The organism is Thiofilum flexile DSM 14609 (genome assembly GCF_000380185.1).
In the GTDB taxonomy this organism is placed as follows: domain Bacteria; phylum Pseudomonadota; class Gammaproteobacteria; order Thiotrichales; family Thiotrichaceae; genus Thiofilum; species Thiofilum flexile.
Genome location: NZ_KB904817.1, coordinates 70,015 through 87,431, shown reverse-complemented (window position 1 = coordinate 87,431; position 17,417 = coordinate 70,015). Strand labels below are relative to the sequence as shown.

13 protein-coding genes are annotated in these 17,417 nt (G+C 40.2%); 5 read left to right on the top strand and 8 right to left on the bottom strand.

Annotation, left to right across the window (positions count from 1 at the left end; all coding sequences use genetic code 11):
- Positions 1 to 5: 5 nt before the first annotated feature.
- Both A3IK_RS0117815 and A3IK_RS0117810 read right to left on the bottom strand, forming a co-directional pair.
- Entirely contained in the window at positions 6 to 3,095 is a 3,090-nt protein-coding gene (locus tag A3IK_RS0117815) for a GAF domain-containing protein (RefSeq protein ID WP_020561331.1), read from the bottom strand.
- Entirely contained in the window at positions 3,092 to 4,360 is a 1,269-nt protein-coding gene (locus A3IK_RS0117810; protein ID WP_020561330.1) for an alanine--tRNA ligase-related protein, read from the bottom strand. The genes A3IK_RS0117815 and A3IK_RS0117810 overlap by 4 nt, the downstream gene beginning before the upstream one ends.
- A 263-nt stretch (positions 4,361 to 4,623) precedes the next feature.
- Here A3IK_RS0117810 and A3IK_RS0117805 point away from each other — a divergent pair, with 263 nt between their 5' ends.
- Positions 4,624 to 5,559 carry an ABC transporter ATP-binding protein gene (locus A3IK_RS0117805; RefSeq protein ID WP_020561329.1) on the top strand — a complete coding sequence of 312 codons (936 nt, stop codon included), beginning with the start codon at positions 4,624 to 4,626 and terminating at the stop codon, positions 5,557 to 5,559.
- Positions 5,556 to 6,329 carry an ABC transporter permease gene (locus tag A3IK_RS0117800; RefSeq protein ID WP_020561328.1) on the top strand — a complete coding sequence of 258 codons (774 nt, stop codon included), beginning with the start codon at positions 5,556 to 5,558 and terminating at the stop codon, positions 6,327 to 6,329. Before A3IK_RS0117805 ends, A3IK_RS0117800 begins: the two co-directional genes overlap by 4 nt.
- 83 nt (positions 6,330 to 6,412) lie before the next feature.
- Here the strand turns inward: A3IK_RS0117800 and clpB are convergent, their stop codons facing one another.
- From clpB to A3IK_RS0117770, 5 genes are all read right to left on the bottom strand, one after another.
- Entirely contained in the window at positions 6,413 to 9,025 is a 2,613-nt protein-coding gene (gene clpB, locus A3IK_RS0117795) for an ATP-dependent chaperone ClpB (protein ID WP_026221052.1), read from the bottom strand.
- Positions 9,026 to 9,878: 853 nt separating this feature from the next.
- Positions 9,879 to 10,613 carry an SGNH/GDSL hydrolase family protein gene (locus A3IK_RS0117785; RefSeq protein ID WP_026221051.1) on the bottom strand — a complete coding sequence of 245 codons (735 nt, stop codon included), beginning with the start codon at positions 10,611 to 10,613 and terminating at the stop codon, positions 9,879 to 9,881.
- Positions 10,614 to 10,619: 6 nt separating this feature from the next.
- Positions 10,620 to 11,177 carry a chalcone isomerase family protein gene (locus A3IK_RS0117780; protein WP_020561324.1) on the bottom strand — a complete coding sequence of 186 codons (558 nt, stop codon included), beginning with the start codon at positions 11,175 to 11,177 and terminating at the stop codon, positions 10,620 to 10,622.
- A gap of 91 nt (positions 11,178 to 11,268) precedes the next feature.
- Positions 11,269 to 11,895, bottom strand: a complete 627-nt coding sequence (locus A3IK_RS0117775; protein WP_020561323.1) for a riboflavin synthase — start codon at positions 11,893 to 11,895, stop codon at positions 11,269 to 11,271.
- A 199-nt stretch (positions 11,896 to 12,094) separates the two neighbouring features.
- Positions 12,095 to 12,715 carry an OmpW/AlkL family protein gene (locus A3IK_RS0117770; protein ID WP_020561322.1) on the bottom strand — a complete coding sequence of 207 codons (621 nt, stop codon included), beginning with the start codon at positions 12,713 to 12,715 and terminating at the stop codon, positions 12,095 to 12,097.
- A 256-nt stretch (positions 12,716 to 12,971) separates the two neighbouring features.
- Between A3IK_RS0117770 and A3IK_RS0117765 the strand changes: the two genes are divergently transcribed.
- From A3IK_RS0117765 to A3IK_RS0117755, 3 genes are all read left to right on the top strand, one after another.
- Positions 12,972 to 13,838 (top strand): NAD(+) kinase, encoded by an 867-nt coding sequence (locus A3IK_RS0117765; RefSeq protein ID WP_020561321.1) that lies wholly within the window; start codon positions 12,972 to 12,974, stop codon positions 13,836 to 13,838.
- On the top strand, positions 13,838 to 15,499 hold the full coding sequence (recN, locus tag A3IK_RS0117760; protein WP_020561320.1) for a DNA repair protein RecN: 1,662 nt from the start codon (positions 13,838 to 13,840) through the stop codon (positions 15,497 to 15,499). The genes A3IK_RS0117765 and recN overlap by 1 nt, the downstream gene beginning before the upstream one ends.
- Before the next feature lie 324 nt (positions 15,500 to 15,823).
- The gene (locus A3IK_RS0117755; RefSeq protein WP_020561319.1) at positions 15,824 to 16,162 is read left to right on the top strand and encodes a hypothetical protein; all 339 of its coding nucleotides are present in this window, start codon (positions 15,824 to 15,826) and stop codon (positions 16,160 to 16,162) included.
- 64 nt (positions 16,163 to 16,226) lie between these two features.
- Here the strand turns inward: A3IK_RS0117755 and A3IK_RS0117750 are convergent, their stop codons facing one another.
- Positions 16,227 to 17,414 carry an MFS transporter gene (locus tag A3IK_RS0117750; protein WP_020561318.1) on the bottom strand — a complete coding sequence of 396 codons (1,188 nt, stop codon included), beginning with the start codon at positions 17,412 to 17,414 and terminating at the stop codon, positions 16,227 to 16,229.
- Positions 17,415 to 17,417: the final 3 nt, after the last annotated feature.

The window sequence follows — 17,417 nt, the reverse complement described above, 5'->3', positions numbered from 1 at the left end:
ACCTTTTATTTGAAAAATGACTCATTCAAGATAATATTATTACTAATTTCATTTCTTTTTATAAATAATGTTTTATTTTTAATAACTTCTATTTTTTGATTATCTTCTGAAAATATAAGGTAAAGATAAAATATCCCTCTTATATTTCTTAAGAAATCTACATTTTCATCATTTTTATCTAGAAAATTTTTATCAATTATTAGGCAATATTTTTTATTTATATCTATACCATCTAAACTATCTATTTTATAAACCTCATAACCATTTTCCTCAATAAAACCATACAATTTATTTTTATAAGCTATATTTTCAACAAGAATATAAAAACTATATTTATATTTTTTCTTCATAAGATCAACACTAAACTCAAGCTTTTCATTCTCCTTAAATTTAGTAACGACCAACGTACTATCATTAATATCTTTCAATATTTCCCTTGCCTTAATAAAGCCTATCGAATCCTCTATATTTATAAAATTATCTATAAAATCATTAATGGCAATAATTATGTTTATATAATCATCATGACAAATAAGTTTGTATGAAAGAAGAATTTTTTTTCCTTGGTTTCTATTATTATATACATCGCTTAATTTATTTAAAATTAAATTTATAATCAAATAGTATACTGACTGTAGATTGTATTCATTAATAAAAACAAAAAAGCAGTCATTCTTACTATCATCTGTTTTATCTAAAAAACTTACATAATTAGATATATTTCTTTCATTAATTTCATCATTAATAGCCGATCGCAATAAAAAATAAGAATTTATATAAGTATTTTTATTTCTTGTAATTTCTTTTATATTCGCTAATTTAGTATTTATTTTCTTTAAAAACTCTAATGCCTGATTTATCATTTCAAGAGGTGTATCTAAGCTAGGATATTTATCTCTATCATAGGTGCTAGATATTTCTTCTGTAGCTGCATCCAGAAGATCTTTTGTCTCATCTAAACTTTCAGAAAAAATAGACTCTACTTTTCTAATAGTAACTCTTCGAGTTTTTTCATTTTCCAATATACTTATATCACTTTTAGCTTTTTCCAATTCTTGGTTAGCTTTTTTCAATTCTTGATTAGCTTTTTTCAAATTAATTCTACTGATCAAATTGGAAACTTGTGAAGCAATATTTTCAAGAAAAGTAATATCCTCCCTCGAATACAAATAGTCTTTTGTTGGGTGATAAGTTGCAATAACCCCTATTGCTTCTTTATTATTTAAAATAGGTACGCCTACCCATGAGGCATAATAATCACCAATTTTCTCATCTCGATTTTCACCAGGCTCGTTATACCATTTCTCTGATTCTTCAGCGGTTGATATAAAAATAGGTTCTTTTTTTAATATTATCTCTTCTGTACGACCTTTTTTATTTAAATTTAAAGATCGGCTTTGTACATCATTTCTTTTTTTACCATCTTGATAAAACAAAGAAAAACTAATCATATTATCTTTTTTATCATAAAGTGCTATATACATACTTTGAGTATACATTACTTGGCTAGTTGTCTTATAAACCAAATCAAAAGCAGCACCTAAGCTCTCATAAGCATTCTCAGTAATTTTTTCACCAAATTCATTCAAATATTTTTGCCGCTCTTCCTTTCCATATAATGACTGCTTAAACTGAATCCACTGGCTTAACTCATATATAAATCCTCTAGTATTTTTACCGATTTCCTCATCATCAGCTTCAATTAGAATAAAATTTGTATTAATTCCACTTTCATACTTCAATGGTATAATATAGTTTTCTTCATAAAAAAATGGTTCAGTATTGTAAATATTATTCTCCAGCTTAGTAAGAAGATTACCTGATACGATATTATTTTCCATATTATCTGGAAAAATAAAGCTATATCCATCTGTTCTTCTATCTCTATATATAACCTCAATTTTTACTTCATCATATAGCTCTTTTATTTTTCCTTTAAACCCATTATATAGAGCTTTATCTACGTTTTTGTATTTGTTATTATGAACATAATCCTCTCTGAAGTTATCAAGCGCCTTAGCTCCCTGATCACGTCGATAATTCATCCACACTGAAATAGCAAAAAGAGCAATATTACTCAATAAATTTTCTTCATTATCATAGGCATGCTCTTCACAACAGCTAGCTAAAATTAAATAACCAACATTTCTATTGCTTCCTACTAGAAAAGGTACTGAAATCCAAGATTTTAACTCCAAACTACCTAAATCCTCACACTCACTTTTTGTAGTGCAATATTTTACTTGATTTTTATTTTTAGCAGCTAACTCACCTAAAGCATTTGCACGTTTAAATTTTTGATTATCATCACTTAAGGATCGAAAATTATTATTTACCTCTCCATCAATACAAACAGGGTAATATCTTTCTTTCTTAAAAGGATGCCTAAGGATTATATTAATTTCTTTTTTATCAAACCATTCAAAATCTGGACCAAATGGCTTATTTAAATAATGAACGATTCTTTGAAATATTTGAGACTCCTCATCAAAACCAATGAGGTTTCTGGTTAATTCATCTGTAAATATTCGATATATTTTTGCTCGATTTGATTGATGAATATTACGGACTAATAGGGCAATACGATCTGATACCGTATCAGCAAAATTTACATCATCAGGGCTATAAGAGTCTAACTCGTAATGCCCTACTAAAAATGCTCCTATAATACGATTTTCACTTACACGCATAGGAACAATAGCAAGGCTACGATATCCTCCAAATAAAATGGATTCATCATCACTGCTTAAAGAAACATTTATTATTTTTTTATCATTAATTACTTTCTTAATAGCTTCTTTAGTTGAGCTTGGGATATCAGGATAGCTATCTAAGTCTAAGTTCTTTTGCTCTTGCTCTTGTTCTTGCTTCCCTTTGAATATTAAAACCTTGTAGCGATTTAAGTTTGAGTGATAAATAACAGTTAATTCACTTTTGGGTATAGGAAGAAAATCAACATTAGTAAATTTTTTCAGCAAGCCTTCATCTGTTATACCCTCATCATCAATACGCATTTGCAAATCACTAATGAGCTTAGTTGCTTTACTCCAATCATTTCTTTCTTTTTTATCTTTTACTTCCTCTATGGTACTCATAAACTAGCTCCTAACAAAGTATCTTTTACTAAAGTCTCATTTTGAATGCGTACTTGAAAATAACGGATTAATCTCTCTGAGATACCATGGTTTTTCTGCAAAGCTTGATACTGCTCGATAGTTAATGTATTTGAGGGATACTGTTTTATAAGCTTTTTAACTTTTTCTAAATGAAGGGTAAAACGTTGGCACTCTATTTTTAATAACTCAAATGAACTATGCTCCTTGAGGAGTTGATTTATTAGTAAATTAAAATCTAAACCCAATAATAAGGTCTCTGTTATCGCTGAACGGGTAAGCTTTCTCATAATGGCTGCCCTACCCCCACGCCCAGGTGCAGGCGCTCCATCCTCAGTCAGTTTCACAAAGGCTGATAAATGATCCAAAATCACCGCCAACGACTGCTCTGCTTCTTTGGATGGATTAGGTAACAGTGGCATCAACATCGCTCGCCATGTGTCAAAGCGCCGAATATGATAAACACTCGGCAAATCACGCAGCACCATTTCCACTCGCTCTAATCCCAACACACACTCTGCAAACACCGTATCCGCCGCTATCAACTGCCCAGTATCATCAATATAATTCTCTATAAACAAAGAATTAGCTAACTCTACAAAGCGCCCACAACGACATACTCCTAACGCCCTAGCTCTGTTTGCACAATGAGGACACCCCTCCACCTCGCGCTCATAAAACACTTCCGTATGCGGCCCACACTTTTTACCATCACTGGCAATCTGTCCTGTTGAGCGCTGTCGCCAAAAACAATGTTCCTGATCCATACCGACTAAATGTGCTTCATCTACCCCTAAACCTTTCCAACACTCATAACTCGCCTCATCTCGCCCTAACTCTGGATCATCCAAATAACTAATCCATAAGCATTGCGGGTCTAACTTTAATACTTGAGTTAAAAACAACCATAGACGGGGTAATACCGTAGCTCGCTCACTCGAACCAATATGAAAAGCAGCCGACATATGAAACAAACTTAAGCGCGTGGGATCAACCCCTACCTGCCCCATATCAAAATGCCGAAAACAGGGCTGGGTAAATGCAAACTTCCCCCCTGTTTTTAACACAATATTTTCCAGCTCATTTTCTACCTGAATCAAGCCAGCACTCATCACAAAAGACATAGGCACCGAATCATGCAGTAAAGAAGAAGGAGGAAGACGGGTAAAACCCGCGTGTTCGTGTAAAGATAAAAAGGCATCGCCAATGGATTGGGTATCCAACAGACTGGGGGGGCTTAAATACATAAATATAGAATCCCGGCTGAGATAACAGCCTAAACTACTAATACTTTAAAGCGGACAAACACCAATACTTAACTTATAACAATATTGATCAAACTTTGCTATAGAATTTTTAACCTTTAGGATCAGCCTATTAACAAATAATATTATAGTGATAATATTATTTTTATAGCCCCCTATATAAAATACTACTCAAACCAACACACCATATCTGCCTCCTTTCACTTATGCTAAGCTACGCGCCTATCATTTTTATGGGGCTTAAAATGAGCACAGCGCTCGCTATTCAGTCACTTACTAAAGTTTATGCCAATGGCTTTCAGGCACTTAAAGGCATTGATCTTACCGTCCAGCAAGGGGATTTTTTTGCTCTCTTAGGTGCTAATGGAGCAGGTAAATCCACCACGATTGGTATTATTAGTTCTCTCGTGAATAAAACCAGCGGTCAGGTCAGCATCTTTGGCTATGACATTGATACACAACGCGAACAAGCCAAAGCTCAAATTGGGCTGGTGCCGCAAGAGTTTAATTTCAATGTCTTTGAGCCGGTAAGAGAAATTATTATTAATCAAGGCGGATACTACGGTATCCCACGCACCGAAGCACTAGAACGCTCTGAAAAATTATTAAATCAGCTCGGCTTATGGGAAAAACGCAAAGACCAAGCACGAGAACTGTCGGGTGGGATGAAGCGTCGCCTGATGATTGCGCGCGCTTTAATCCATCAACCGCGCCTACTGATTCTAGATGAACCTACCGCTGGGGTTGATATTGAGATTCGCCGCTCAATGTGGGACTTTTTAACCGAACTCAATGAGTCCGGTACTACCATTATTCTCACCACTCACTATTTAGAAGAAGCGGAAAGTTTATGTCGTAATATTGGCATTATCGATCAAGGACAATTAATCGAGAATACCAGTATGAAAAAACTCCTCAATCGCATTGATACCGAAACCTATGTGTTTGACCTCGACAATGCTTTAGCCTCTCCTCCTGAGCATAATGCTCTCACGTTTGAATTACGTGACCCCACTACTTTAGAGGTCTCATTCCATAAAGAAAGCTTTTCATTAAATCAAGTATTTGACTGGTTTAAAGAAAATAATATTAAAATCACTAGTATGCGTAATAAAACCAATCGCTTAGAACAGCTATTTATTGATTTAGTGGAAGGTAATAAAGGGAGTAAGGCAGCATGAATCAACAGCAAAAATGGATAGCCTTCTATACCATTATTATTCGAGAAATCTTACGTTTTACGCGCATTTGGATTCAAACTATTTTACCACCCGTCATAACCACGGCGTTATATTTTGTCATTTTTGGTCAGCTCATTGGCCCCGCTATTGGTAAAATTGACGGCTATAATTATATTGAGTTTATTGTTCCCGGCTTAATTATGATGACCGTGATCACTAACTCATATGCGAATGTAGTGTCATCTTTTTATGGCAGTAAATTTCAAGGTAATATTGCTGAAATGCTAGTATCTCCTGTACCTAATTGGATTATATTAGTGGGTTATATTGGTGGCGGTGTAGCACGTGGCTTATCGGTAGGATTGGCAGTTACCATCGTATCGTTATTTTTCAGTAATTTACCTATTGAGCACCCCTTTTTAATGCTACTGATGGGTATTCTAACCTCTGCCCTCTTTTCCTTAGCGGGGTTAATCAATGGCATTTATGCTAAAAGCTTTGACGATATTTCGATTGTCCCTACCTTTGTCTTAACGCCCTTAACTTATTTAGGTGGGGTATTTTACTCTATTAGTATGCTGTCTGATTTTTGGCAGAAAGTGTCCTTATTAAACCCGGTATTATATATGGTCAATGGCTTTCGCTATGGTGTATTAGGGGTTTCGGATATGTCACCGTGGTTAAGCTTTACGGTACTGATTATTTTTATTAGTGCTTTATATATCTATAGCTTATCGCTATTGAATCGTGGTGTGGGTATTCGTAATTAATGGTTCTGAAATATAACCCCACCCCAAACCCTCCCCTTGAAAGGGGGGGAGGTTGGGAGGGGGTTATTTATGTTTGCAAGAGATTAATTGCTCTCTTTTGGCACCACTATTTCAGTAAAAGCCAACTTATCATCTTTAAGCTCTACATTAATCGTGTCACCGGGTATAAAGCGCCCGCTCAAGATTTCTTGTGCTAAGGGGTTTTCTACATAGTTTTGAATCGCTCGTTTTAGAGGACGCGCCCCATAAACCGGATCAAAGCCCACATCGCCAATAAAGTCCATGGCTTCAGGGGTAAAATTCAATCCTAACTCACGCGCAGCTAAACGTTTGCGTAAACTATTGAGTTGAATATCGGCAATTTGCCGAATTTCCGCTTTATCCAAAGGATGGAATACCACAGTCTCATCAATCCGATTAATAAACTCAGGACGGAAATGCCGACCGACCACGTCCATCACAGCGGCCTTCATCGCGGCATAATTTTCCTCACCTGCCATCGTTTGAATCAGATCAGAGCCAAGGTTAGAGGTCATGACAATCACCGTATTGCGAAAATCAACGGTGCGGCCTTGACCATCGGTTAAACGCCCATCATCCAACACCTGTAGCAGCACATTGAATACATCGGGATGCGCTTTTTCCACCTCATCCAATAGAATCACGGAATAAGGGCGACGACGCACGGCCTCGGTCAAATACCCGCCCTCTTCATAGCCAACATAACCCGGAGGTGCGCCAATCAAACGCGCCACGGAATGCTTTTCCATAAACTCGGACATATCCAAGCGCACCATCGCATCATCGGTATCAAACAGAAATTGAGCTAAGGCTTTAGTCAGTTCGGTTTTACCCACCCCCGTCGGCCCCAAAAAGAGGAAAGAACCAATCGGGCGCTTAGGATCGGAAAGCCCTGCACGCGAGCGTCGAATGGAGTTAGATACCGCCACTACGGCTTCTTGCTGCCCAATCACGCGCGAACACAGAACATCCTCCATGTGTAGTAATTTAGCCTTTTCCGACTCCAGCATTTTGCTCACTGGAATCCCTGTCCAACGCGAAACGATTTCGGCAATTTCCTCGTCGGTAACGCGATTTTTTACCAATTTCGCTGTCGTTTGTGCTTCCTCATTGAGTGCTGCATCCGCCGCTTTTAATTGCTTCTCTAACTCTGGAATACGCCCATATTGTAATTCCGCCATACGCTGCAAATCAGCGGCACGCCGCGCGGTATCTAGCTCAATGCGAGCTTGATCTAGCGCTTCTTTAATATGTGCTGTCCCTTGCAAAGCATCCTTTTCGGCCTTCCAAACCTGCTCTAACTCCGCATACTCTTGTTCGTGTTTGTTAATGTCATCTTCAATCGCAGTTAAGCGCTTTTTAGAGGCTGGATCGGATTCTTTTTTCAGTGCTTCACGTTCAATTTTAAGCTGAATTAAACGTCGCCCTAAAATATCCAAGGCTTCGGGTTTAGAATCAATTTCAATCCGAATCCGTGAAGCGGCCTCATCAATTAGGTCAATGGCTTTATCAGGAAGCTGTCGATCAGCAATATAACGTTGAGACAGGGTTGCCGCTGCGACTAATGCCGGATCAGTAATTTCGACCCCGTGATGGACTTCGTATTTTTCCTGCAAGCCGCGTAAAATGGCGATGGTGTCTGCTACGGTTGGCTCATCGACTAATACCTTTTGGAAACGGCGCTCTAGAGCGGCATCTTTTTCAATATATTGCCGATACTCATCTAAGGTCGTCGCCCCCACACAATGCAGCTCACCGCGTGCGAGGGCAGGTTTTAGCATATTGCCCGCATCCATAGAGCCTTCTGTTTTGCCCGCCCCCACCATCATATGAATTTCATCAATAAATAAAATAATATTGCCATCGGATTTAGCAATATCATTGAGTACACTCTTGAGGCGCTCCTCAAAATCACCGCGAAATTTTGCCCCCGCTAATAAGGCTCCTAAATCAAGGGATAATAGACGCTTACCTTTCATCCCTTCGGGTACTTCGCCGTTCACAATACGCTGCGCTAAGCCCTCGACTAGGGCGGTTTTACCCACCCCCGGCTCACCAATAATGACCGGATTATTCTTAGTGCGGCGTTGTAAAATTTGTATCATGCGCCGAATTTCTTCATCGCGCCCAATAATAGGATCAATTTTGCCCTGCTCAGCTCGCTCAGTCAGATCAATGGTATATTTAGCCAATGCCTCACGTTGATCTTCCGCATTTGGATCATTCACTGACTGCCCACCCCGCATAGCATCAATAGCTTTTTCAAGCGCACCTTTGACTGCACCACACTCTTGTAAGATCGTACCTAACGACCCACGATCCTCAACCGCTGCTAAGACAAATAGTTCGGTGGGAATATATTGATCCTTACGTTGCTGCGCTAATTTATCAGCTACATTCAATAACTTAGCTAAATCATTCGAGACGTGTATAGATCCCGCATCGCCACCACTGACGGTGGGTAAGCGATCTAATACCTCACCTAATTTAGAGCGTAATTGATTGACATTAACCCCAGCCCTACTCAATAGACTTCGTGTAGTCCCCCCTGCTTGATCTAATAGGGCAATCATTAAATGAGTAGGTTCGATAAATTGATGGTCGCGCCCTAAGGCAAGCGATTGAGCATCTTGTAGAGCGGATTGAAACTTAACCGTTAGCTTATCCATACGCATACGCATTTCCCTCTCAAAAACTTCTGTATAGTACCTATTCAACACTATAAGGATAGTTTAATAAACTTCAAGGGATAACCCCAAAAAAAATAAGTGATTCCGTCCAAAAAACTATTGGCTAATTTCTATTTTTAATATTTAAGCTCTTATTTTATAAAATACTAATTACTTTCTAATACAAATTAGTCTTGAAAATTCAAGATAATCCCTTAACCTGTATAGGGTGCGTTTTTAATATTATGTAGCGAGCCACCTCTATGTAAGGGATAGATAGGTACTTAGAATGTCAGTTGTCTCACCTTATTACCCACCTACTATGGTTAACTTTACCTATTATTTTGATTAAAAATTGCACTAGCTATTTCATTTATTGCTATCCTAACTCAGGATGAAACTAGGAAAATTGCAACATGAACGTTAACACTTGCAGGCCACGCAGGTATTGGGTATTGGTTTTACTCAGTGCCATATTTCCCCTTTCCTATCCAGTAAACGCTCAAGACGTAACCGGACAAATAAATTTGATCTCAACCATAGGTGGCAATCCCAGCTTATCGCCTGCGGTTATGTGGAAGGTATTTAGGGTTAATCCCCATGACAGAGACACCTCACACTCTACCCCCATTTACACCCTAAATCGTCATTCTATTAGCCTAAATCTAACCCCTGGACATTACAAAGTTATTGTTTCCTTAGCTAATATCGTAAAGGAGCAAAACTTTAAAATACAGGCAGAAGATAAACATACTCTAGAAGTTCCCGTTGACGGTGCCAAAATCGGTAGCGCTCAATAATAATCAATATTGACGTATTGATAATGGCAAAGTTAATACGTCAATATTGTATGACAATATTATCTCTGCTCTTCAATAAAGGCTATTAGTGCCTGATTCAACTGTTCATAACCTACACTATTTAAATGCAGCAAATCGCGACTATATTCTTTGCGGATTAATTGCGGGGTATCACTGACTAAAAGCTGATAGGTATCTAATACCCGAACCTTATCCCCTTGCAAGGTTTTAATAAAGGTATTCACCGTATCAATCGCATCAGCCACCTCATCCGACCAGAAAGGCCTGCGCTCTAGTGGCACCTCCCCCAAAGGAAAGATAGTGGTTAGCAATACTTTGCTACCTTGTTGAGTGGCTTGATCAACTATTTGTTGTAGATTCGTTTTACACTGTTGAATAATAAGATCGCGCTTATCCGGCAAAAGTGGAATAGCTTTTAAATCATTGACACATAACTGCACTATTACCCAATCAGCTTGTAAAGGTTTTACATGCTGCTCAAAACGCAATTCGATTTGTGCTGAAGTCTGTTGACCAATGCCACGATTGATAAACTCGATTTGTTCCAGATTAGGACTAGGCCAACTTAAGGCTCTGGAATCACCAAAAAATACCACGCGGGTTTTCGTTTTAGGGGGTGCTAGTGAGGGGTATAAACTAAGTTGTAAAGGATCCAATCGTAAGGCATTTTCTGCTACATAAAGTTTTTTAGCCAGCATTATCAGCACGATATTGAGCACCAGCGATATAATTAAGATGAATATCAATAGATAACTATACCGCTGATACATCATACCTTCCTAACCTTTTAATAACTGTTGTTTTAATCCTTGGTGAGCCGGTCTACTTCCTAGCCAAATACCAAAGAGCGCTTGTTTGAAATCATCCCCAGCAATGGTAGCTGCTTTGCGTCCATTTTTAAAAATCTGGGTGCTACCATTAATATAGACAAAATCGTATAAGTCGCCCACTTTAATTTCCTCTTTAAAAATCCCCACTAATTGATCAATACGAGGTTTTAATGCCGCTACTTTATTGCCAGCAGATTGAGTAAAACCGTGGCGCACGGCTTCTTCCATATCAGCGCTGGTAATAACAGAGGAATTAATTTGTAGGCGCATAGCGACTGGTGTACGGCCTGTTAAGATGGCATTCGCATCTTTAGATTTAGCAGGTAGATATAAGCCTGCGAAATATAATTTTAAGAATAATTTAGGACGTACCCCTATACCATTTAAGACTAGATTCTGTCCTGCAAAACTCTTCTGAGGGGGAAAAGGGACTTCAGCGGCTTGTGCCTGAAAGGGTGCCCATAGGCAGACCAATAATAAACAAAATCTGAGCCATGTGGTTGACATACTGCATCCTCCTAGTTGTTGTGATAGAGCGTATTGAACGACCTGAGCACTACCAGTGTAACGAAAACTAAAGAGAATGCATGTACTATTTTTACGCCTGACGCGTCAAATTTAGACCGGATAAATACCGTTTGACGGTATTTACAATGAGCTTGGTTTGATTATCAATTTCAATATTGACCTCATCACCGCTTTGCTTACCTGCAAAGGTGGTCGCTCTCAGGGTTTCGGGTATGAAATACACCTGGAAGGTATTCCCCTCTTGCTCTTTCACCACGGTCAAACTGCAACCATTCACAGCAATAAAGCCCTTATGCACAATATATTCTTGCCATGCGGAGGGATATTGAAAGGTCACAATATGATTATTCTCAGTATGGGTTATGGCAATAATTTGCGCCTTGCCCTCTACATGCCCGGATAAAATATGCCCACCGACCTCATCTCCTTGACGGGCGGAGCGCTCGATATTGACCCGACTGCCTACCTCTAATGTGCCTAAGGTGGTTTTATTTAAAGTTTCCAACATGGCATCAAAGGTGACTTGATCACCCTCTTGTTTCACCACGGATAAACACACCCCATCCACTGCGACACTAGCGCCTTGCTTTAAATCTTGGCGTAACTCTGGGGTTAGCTGAATCGTCAAGGAGGTCAAACCCTCTTTACGTTCAACGCTGACGACGTCCGCTACTGCTTGCACAATACCTGTATACATAATGCCCTCCAGCATCACTGAGGACGAGACCATAGCATGTTTTAAGTAGTGATTCGAGCCTGAAAAAAAGCGTCTTAACACAACACAACGAACGGAAAAGAGCACTAAGACGCTTAAAACCTTAATGGCAATGAATCACTCATTTACAGGGTCATTCATGTTTAAAGGTACGATATGAATATTAGAAAGGGGCTATAAATTAGAAATGATAAGAAGCACCCAACATATACACCCAAGGATCAATTTTAACAGTGCCTAATTTATTACCATTGACGAATGCATCAGTTTCAATATCAGCGTACCAAGCCGCTGCATTTAAGCCCCAACGCTTATTTAACTTCCAATCCACGCCTAACTCACCGGCGGCACCTGTTGAGGTATCTAAATTAAGTCTCGAACCCGCTAAAGCACCCTCAGTTTGCTCATCAAAGAACTTGGTATAATTCGCCCCTACACCTACATAAGGCACTATTTTACCCGCATTATTAAAGCGATATTGCAGCGTAACGGTAGGGGGCAAGTGTTTAGTAGTCCCCACCTTGTTACCATTTAAAGTAATATCATGCTTAAAGGGAGTCGCAGCTAATACACCAATCGCCCAGTTCCCTTTTAAGGGAAAACTAGCACTGAGACCTAATTGGGTATTATCGTCTACATCAATCTTATTAGCGCCAATAGTTAAACCATCACCATGAGGATCAACCATTGCCGCACCCATGCGCACAACCATACCATTTTGTGAACCTAATCCACCCGCAAGCACTGCACTTTGTGCTACCACACTCAGGGTAACGACTAGTGCTAAAGTAACTTTTTTCATGCTCCAATCCTCATCAATGCGCTATCTAATGAATAGTTAATATTGCTAGTGTGCTACCTCTGCAAGCTTTCGGCATTGACTAAAATCATATAAATAGTAGGTCTACTCTCTCTTGATGAATATCATCCCAAATAGTCTCTCAATTGCTAATAATTACCTCACTTTAAGCCCACAGGGGCAAAATGCGTTTAGCGTTTTCAAGATGAGCTAGCTACAATAGCTCACCGTTATCTAATGAGCGCTTGAGTGAGTGACTATGGGACAATTTAATCGGATCGGTATTTTTGCCAAACGAGATGATGTACAAATCCGAGATACCCTACTGACCCTAGTTCAGTATCTGACGGAGCGGCAATATCCCCTGTATTTAGACTGCCACGCGGGGCGGCTGTTACAACAAACCTGCTATGAGACCCAAGAACTCACCCAACTAATTGATCTAGCGATTGTGGTCGGGGGCGATGGTACTTTGCTATCCGCAGGGCGCACCTTATCCGCCTACAATATTCCAGTGGTGGGGGTAAATCGTGGTCGGGTAGGTTTTCTAGTCGATATTAATCCCCAAGAATTAGATCAGCAGCTCGCCCCCATTCTGGCTGGCAATTATCACGAGGAATCTCGCACGCTCTTACAAGCCGAAGCGTGGCGGGGAGAACGTTTATTAGGGCAAGGCAAGGCGCTAAATGATGTAGTCATTCATGCGCGTGATCAGATACGCATGATTGAATTTACCACCTATATTGATAAGAAATTTGTGCATACCCAACATGCGGATGGCATTGTAGTAGCCACCCCTACTGGCTCTACGGCTTATGCGCTCTCGAGTGGGGGGCCTATTATGCATCCCACCTTAAATGCCATTGTAATGGTGCCAGTCTGTCCCCATACTCTCACTCAACGCCCTTTAGTGGTGGGTGGCGAGAGCTTGATTGAACTGCATTTATGTAATAATCGCCCGATTAATTCACGTGTTTCCTTTGATGGACACAATGATATTGATTTGGAATCCGGTGATTGTATTCATATCACACAATCCCAAGATCGCTTACGCCTCTTGCACCCTCAAGGTTATGATTATTACCATATTCTGCGTACCAAACTTTACTGGGGCTTGCAGTTGTAATGCTGACACACATTTATATCCGCGACTTTGCCATTATTGATGAATTAGATTTAGAGTTACAGCCCGGCATGACGGCACTCACCGGCGAAACAGGCGCGGGTAAATCTATCTTATTAGACGCTATTGGATTAGTACTCGGCGATAAGGCCGATAGTACTACCGTGCGCCATGGTGCTGAAAAAGCAGAGATTATTTTAAGTATTGATATTCAACACTCGCCCGCTGCTTTGGCTTGGCTTAAAGAACAAGAGCTGGATCAGGATGAAGCCATTTGCCTCTTGCGCCGTGTCATTTCCGTCCAAGGTAAATCGAAGGCTTGGATTAATGGCAGCCCTTGCACATTGACTCAGTTGCGGGATTTAGGCGAGTTAATGGTGGATATTCATGGACAACATGAGCATCAATCCTTGATGAAACGTGAGATGCAACGCCAATTGCTAGACGACTTTGCTCAACACAATGCCCTGCTCCAACAAGTAAACCACACTTGGCAAGAGGTCAAAACCCTACAAGACCGCCTCACCACACTCACGACACAACAGCAACAACATCAAGAACGTTTAGAATTAATCCGCTTGCAATTGCAAGAACTCGATCAGCTCGCGCTACAAGATAATGAACTACAAACTCTAGATGAAGAGCTGAGTATTCTCGCTAATACCGGCGAGTTGCGTGCGGTGTCAGAACACAGCTTTCACCAACTCTATGAAGCAGAACCCTCGCTCTATTCCCAGCTCACCCAAATTCAGCATGCCTTAGCACAACAAAGCCATTTAGACCCCCGTCTTAATGCTCCTTTGGAATTAGTGACTAGTGTACAAATTCAAATCCAAGAGGCTGCGCTGAGTTTACGCGATTATGCCAGTGATCTAGATACCGACCCGGAGCGTTTAGCTTGGGTGGAGCAGCGGATTGCCGATATTCGCCAAATTGCCCGTAAATACCGTTGGGATATTAATGAACTCACCCAACAACAACGACGTTTACAGCAAGAGTTAGCTCAATTAGAAGGGGGCGATTATGATCTAGAGACGGTACAGACACGCCTTAAAACCGCGCATCAAGCCTATTTCAAGGTTGCTAAACAGCTTACCCAAAGCCGGATCAAAACCGCTCAAGAACTCTCTCAAGGGGTAACAGAAGCCATGCAACAATTAGGCATGCAGGGCGGGCGTTTTACCTTAAAAATTGAAACACAGGAAACACAAATTAGTCCCCATGGCTGTGATCAGATTGAATTAATGGTGAGTGCCAATCCGGGGCAACCTCTCAAGCCGTTAATCAAAGTGGCCTCAGGCGGGGAACTATCACGCATCAGCTTAGCCATTCAAATGATTGCCGCACAGCGTCTCACCTTACCCGCGCTGATTTTTGATGAGGTAGACACCGGCATCGGGGGCGGTATTGCGGAAGTAGTAGGACAACAACTGCGCCAATTAGGCACTAATCGCCAAGTGCTTTGTGTGACTCATTTGCCCCAAGTAGCCTCTAAAGCGCATCACCACTATAAAGTGACTAAGGCGAAAACCAACGCTAATACCACTACAGCGATTGAAGTACTTAATAGTAAGGCTCGCGTATTAGAACTAGCCCGCATGATTGGCGGAATTGACCTCACCCCTGCGACTAAAGCGTTAGCACAAGAAATGCTAACTAATTGATTATTATCAATAAATAGCTTGATCAGAAAAATCTATTTGCTAAATAAAAATATTCAACTATTTAGTTTTTAACCTACTATACCGATTAACCCTCAAGAATCATTCTATTTTATATAATAAAATCAGCCACCTAAAACTAAAAAATCTATACTTTAAACAGTTTTCATAAAAGTTCCATAATTTTACCACTGGAACTTCTAAAGACACGCACTACAATTATACAGTGGAAATAGCACAAAATACTCCTTAACTTTCAATGGATTAATGTAGCTTATTTGCCCATAGCAAATAACAAGGATGTTCGACACCCAGGAGGGAAATATAATGTCTACTCTATTTAAACCTTTAGTAATGGCTCTTATGATAAGTGCTGTGTCTTTAGTCTCATTTACTCAGGCTAACCCTGTAGAGGAAAAGGTTAATTTGATTGCCACTATCGCCAATCAACCCGCCTTTAAGCCGGTTACATGGGAGGTCTATCGTATTGATCGTGATGGCAAAGACAAGCTGCTAAAAAAAGAGCAAAACCGTCATGCATTCACACTAGGTATGCAACCGGGCGTTTATGCCGCCGTTGCAACTTATGATAATCAGAAAAAACGGCGCTATGAATTTACTGTTAAGGCCAATACACCACGCGACCTTTTTGTACCTATTGATTAGAACTATTAGTGTTTAACCCTATAGTTCTAATGCTTCTACAGCGGATCTCTTTGTCCGCTGTTATCTAACGCGTTGGTAAGTATTGTCTTAGGCGAATACTCAATAGGAGTATGCCAATACCTGCACCAATCAATAATAATAACGCCACCCGTAGCCCCAACCAATCTGCCAAGCCACCTATTAAAGCAGGCCCTACTAAAAAGCCCGTATAACCCATAATGGTAACGACCGAGATGACCTGCCCTGAACGCTCAGGAGCGACCTCCCCAGCCAAAGAAAATACAATAGGTACTATGCCTGCCAATGCTAAGCCAGTCAGTAAAAAGCCTAATAAGATCAAGGGTGGGTAGGTTGTGATCAGTGATATAAACATACCAAGAGCCGCCATTACTCCTCCAAAGAGTAAAATATTACGGCGTTTAAAATGAGTAGCCACCCACCCTGCTGTCAAACGCCCTAACATCATCGCAATATGAAAAATAGCAGGTCCTGCCGCACCTAATAACACGGGTAAATCTAAGGCTAAGCGCAAATAAACCGCTGACCAAATCTCTAATGTCCCCTCAGAAAAGTACGTTAATCCAACAATGGTCGCCAAAATAACTAATAAGGGAATACGGAATAAACTACCTAAGCCCTGCACCGTACTACCACCGTCTTTATCAGTTTGCTCCACAGGATGACTGACCAGTTTATCTAAGGGTTTAGCCCATAAGACGACTAACCCAACCAGCCCCACTACTATCGCAACCCACAGATAAATCGAGCGAAAAGGGACTGAAATAGATAATAAATACCCCGTTACTAACGCTGATGCAGCAGCTCCTCCACTATATCCAGCATGAAAAAACCCCATTGCCTGCTGTGAGGTGCGCTGTTCGTAATTGACCGCTGCGGCATTAATAGCAACATCTAAGGCTCCAGCACTACCTAACAGCAAAAAAATGACTACAATCAAAATAATATAGTGATCCACCCAATATAGTTGAGCCACGACAATAGCCATTAGTAAGCAACTAATCGCCATCACGCGTCGTGCGCCAAATTTATCCGCAAGACCTCCTGTCAAAAACATAGCGGGTAAAGAGCCTAATACCCCACAGGTCAAAGCCAAACCAAAAGCACTAGGGGATAAGTTCAAAGCTTGTTGCAAGTCAGTAATCATAACTTGCCAAGCCCCAAATAATAAACCTAGCGCCAAAAAGCAACTTAAAACTAGGCCAAAAGCCGACCAATGCGCAGGATGCTGCATTCC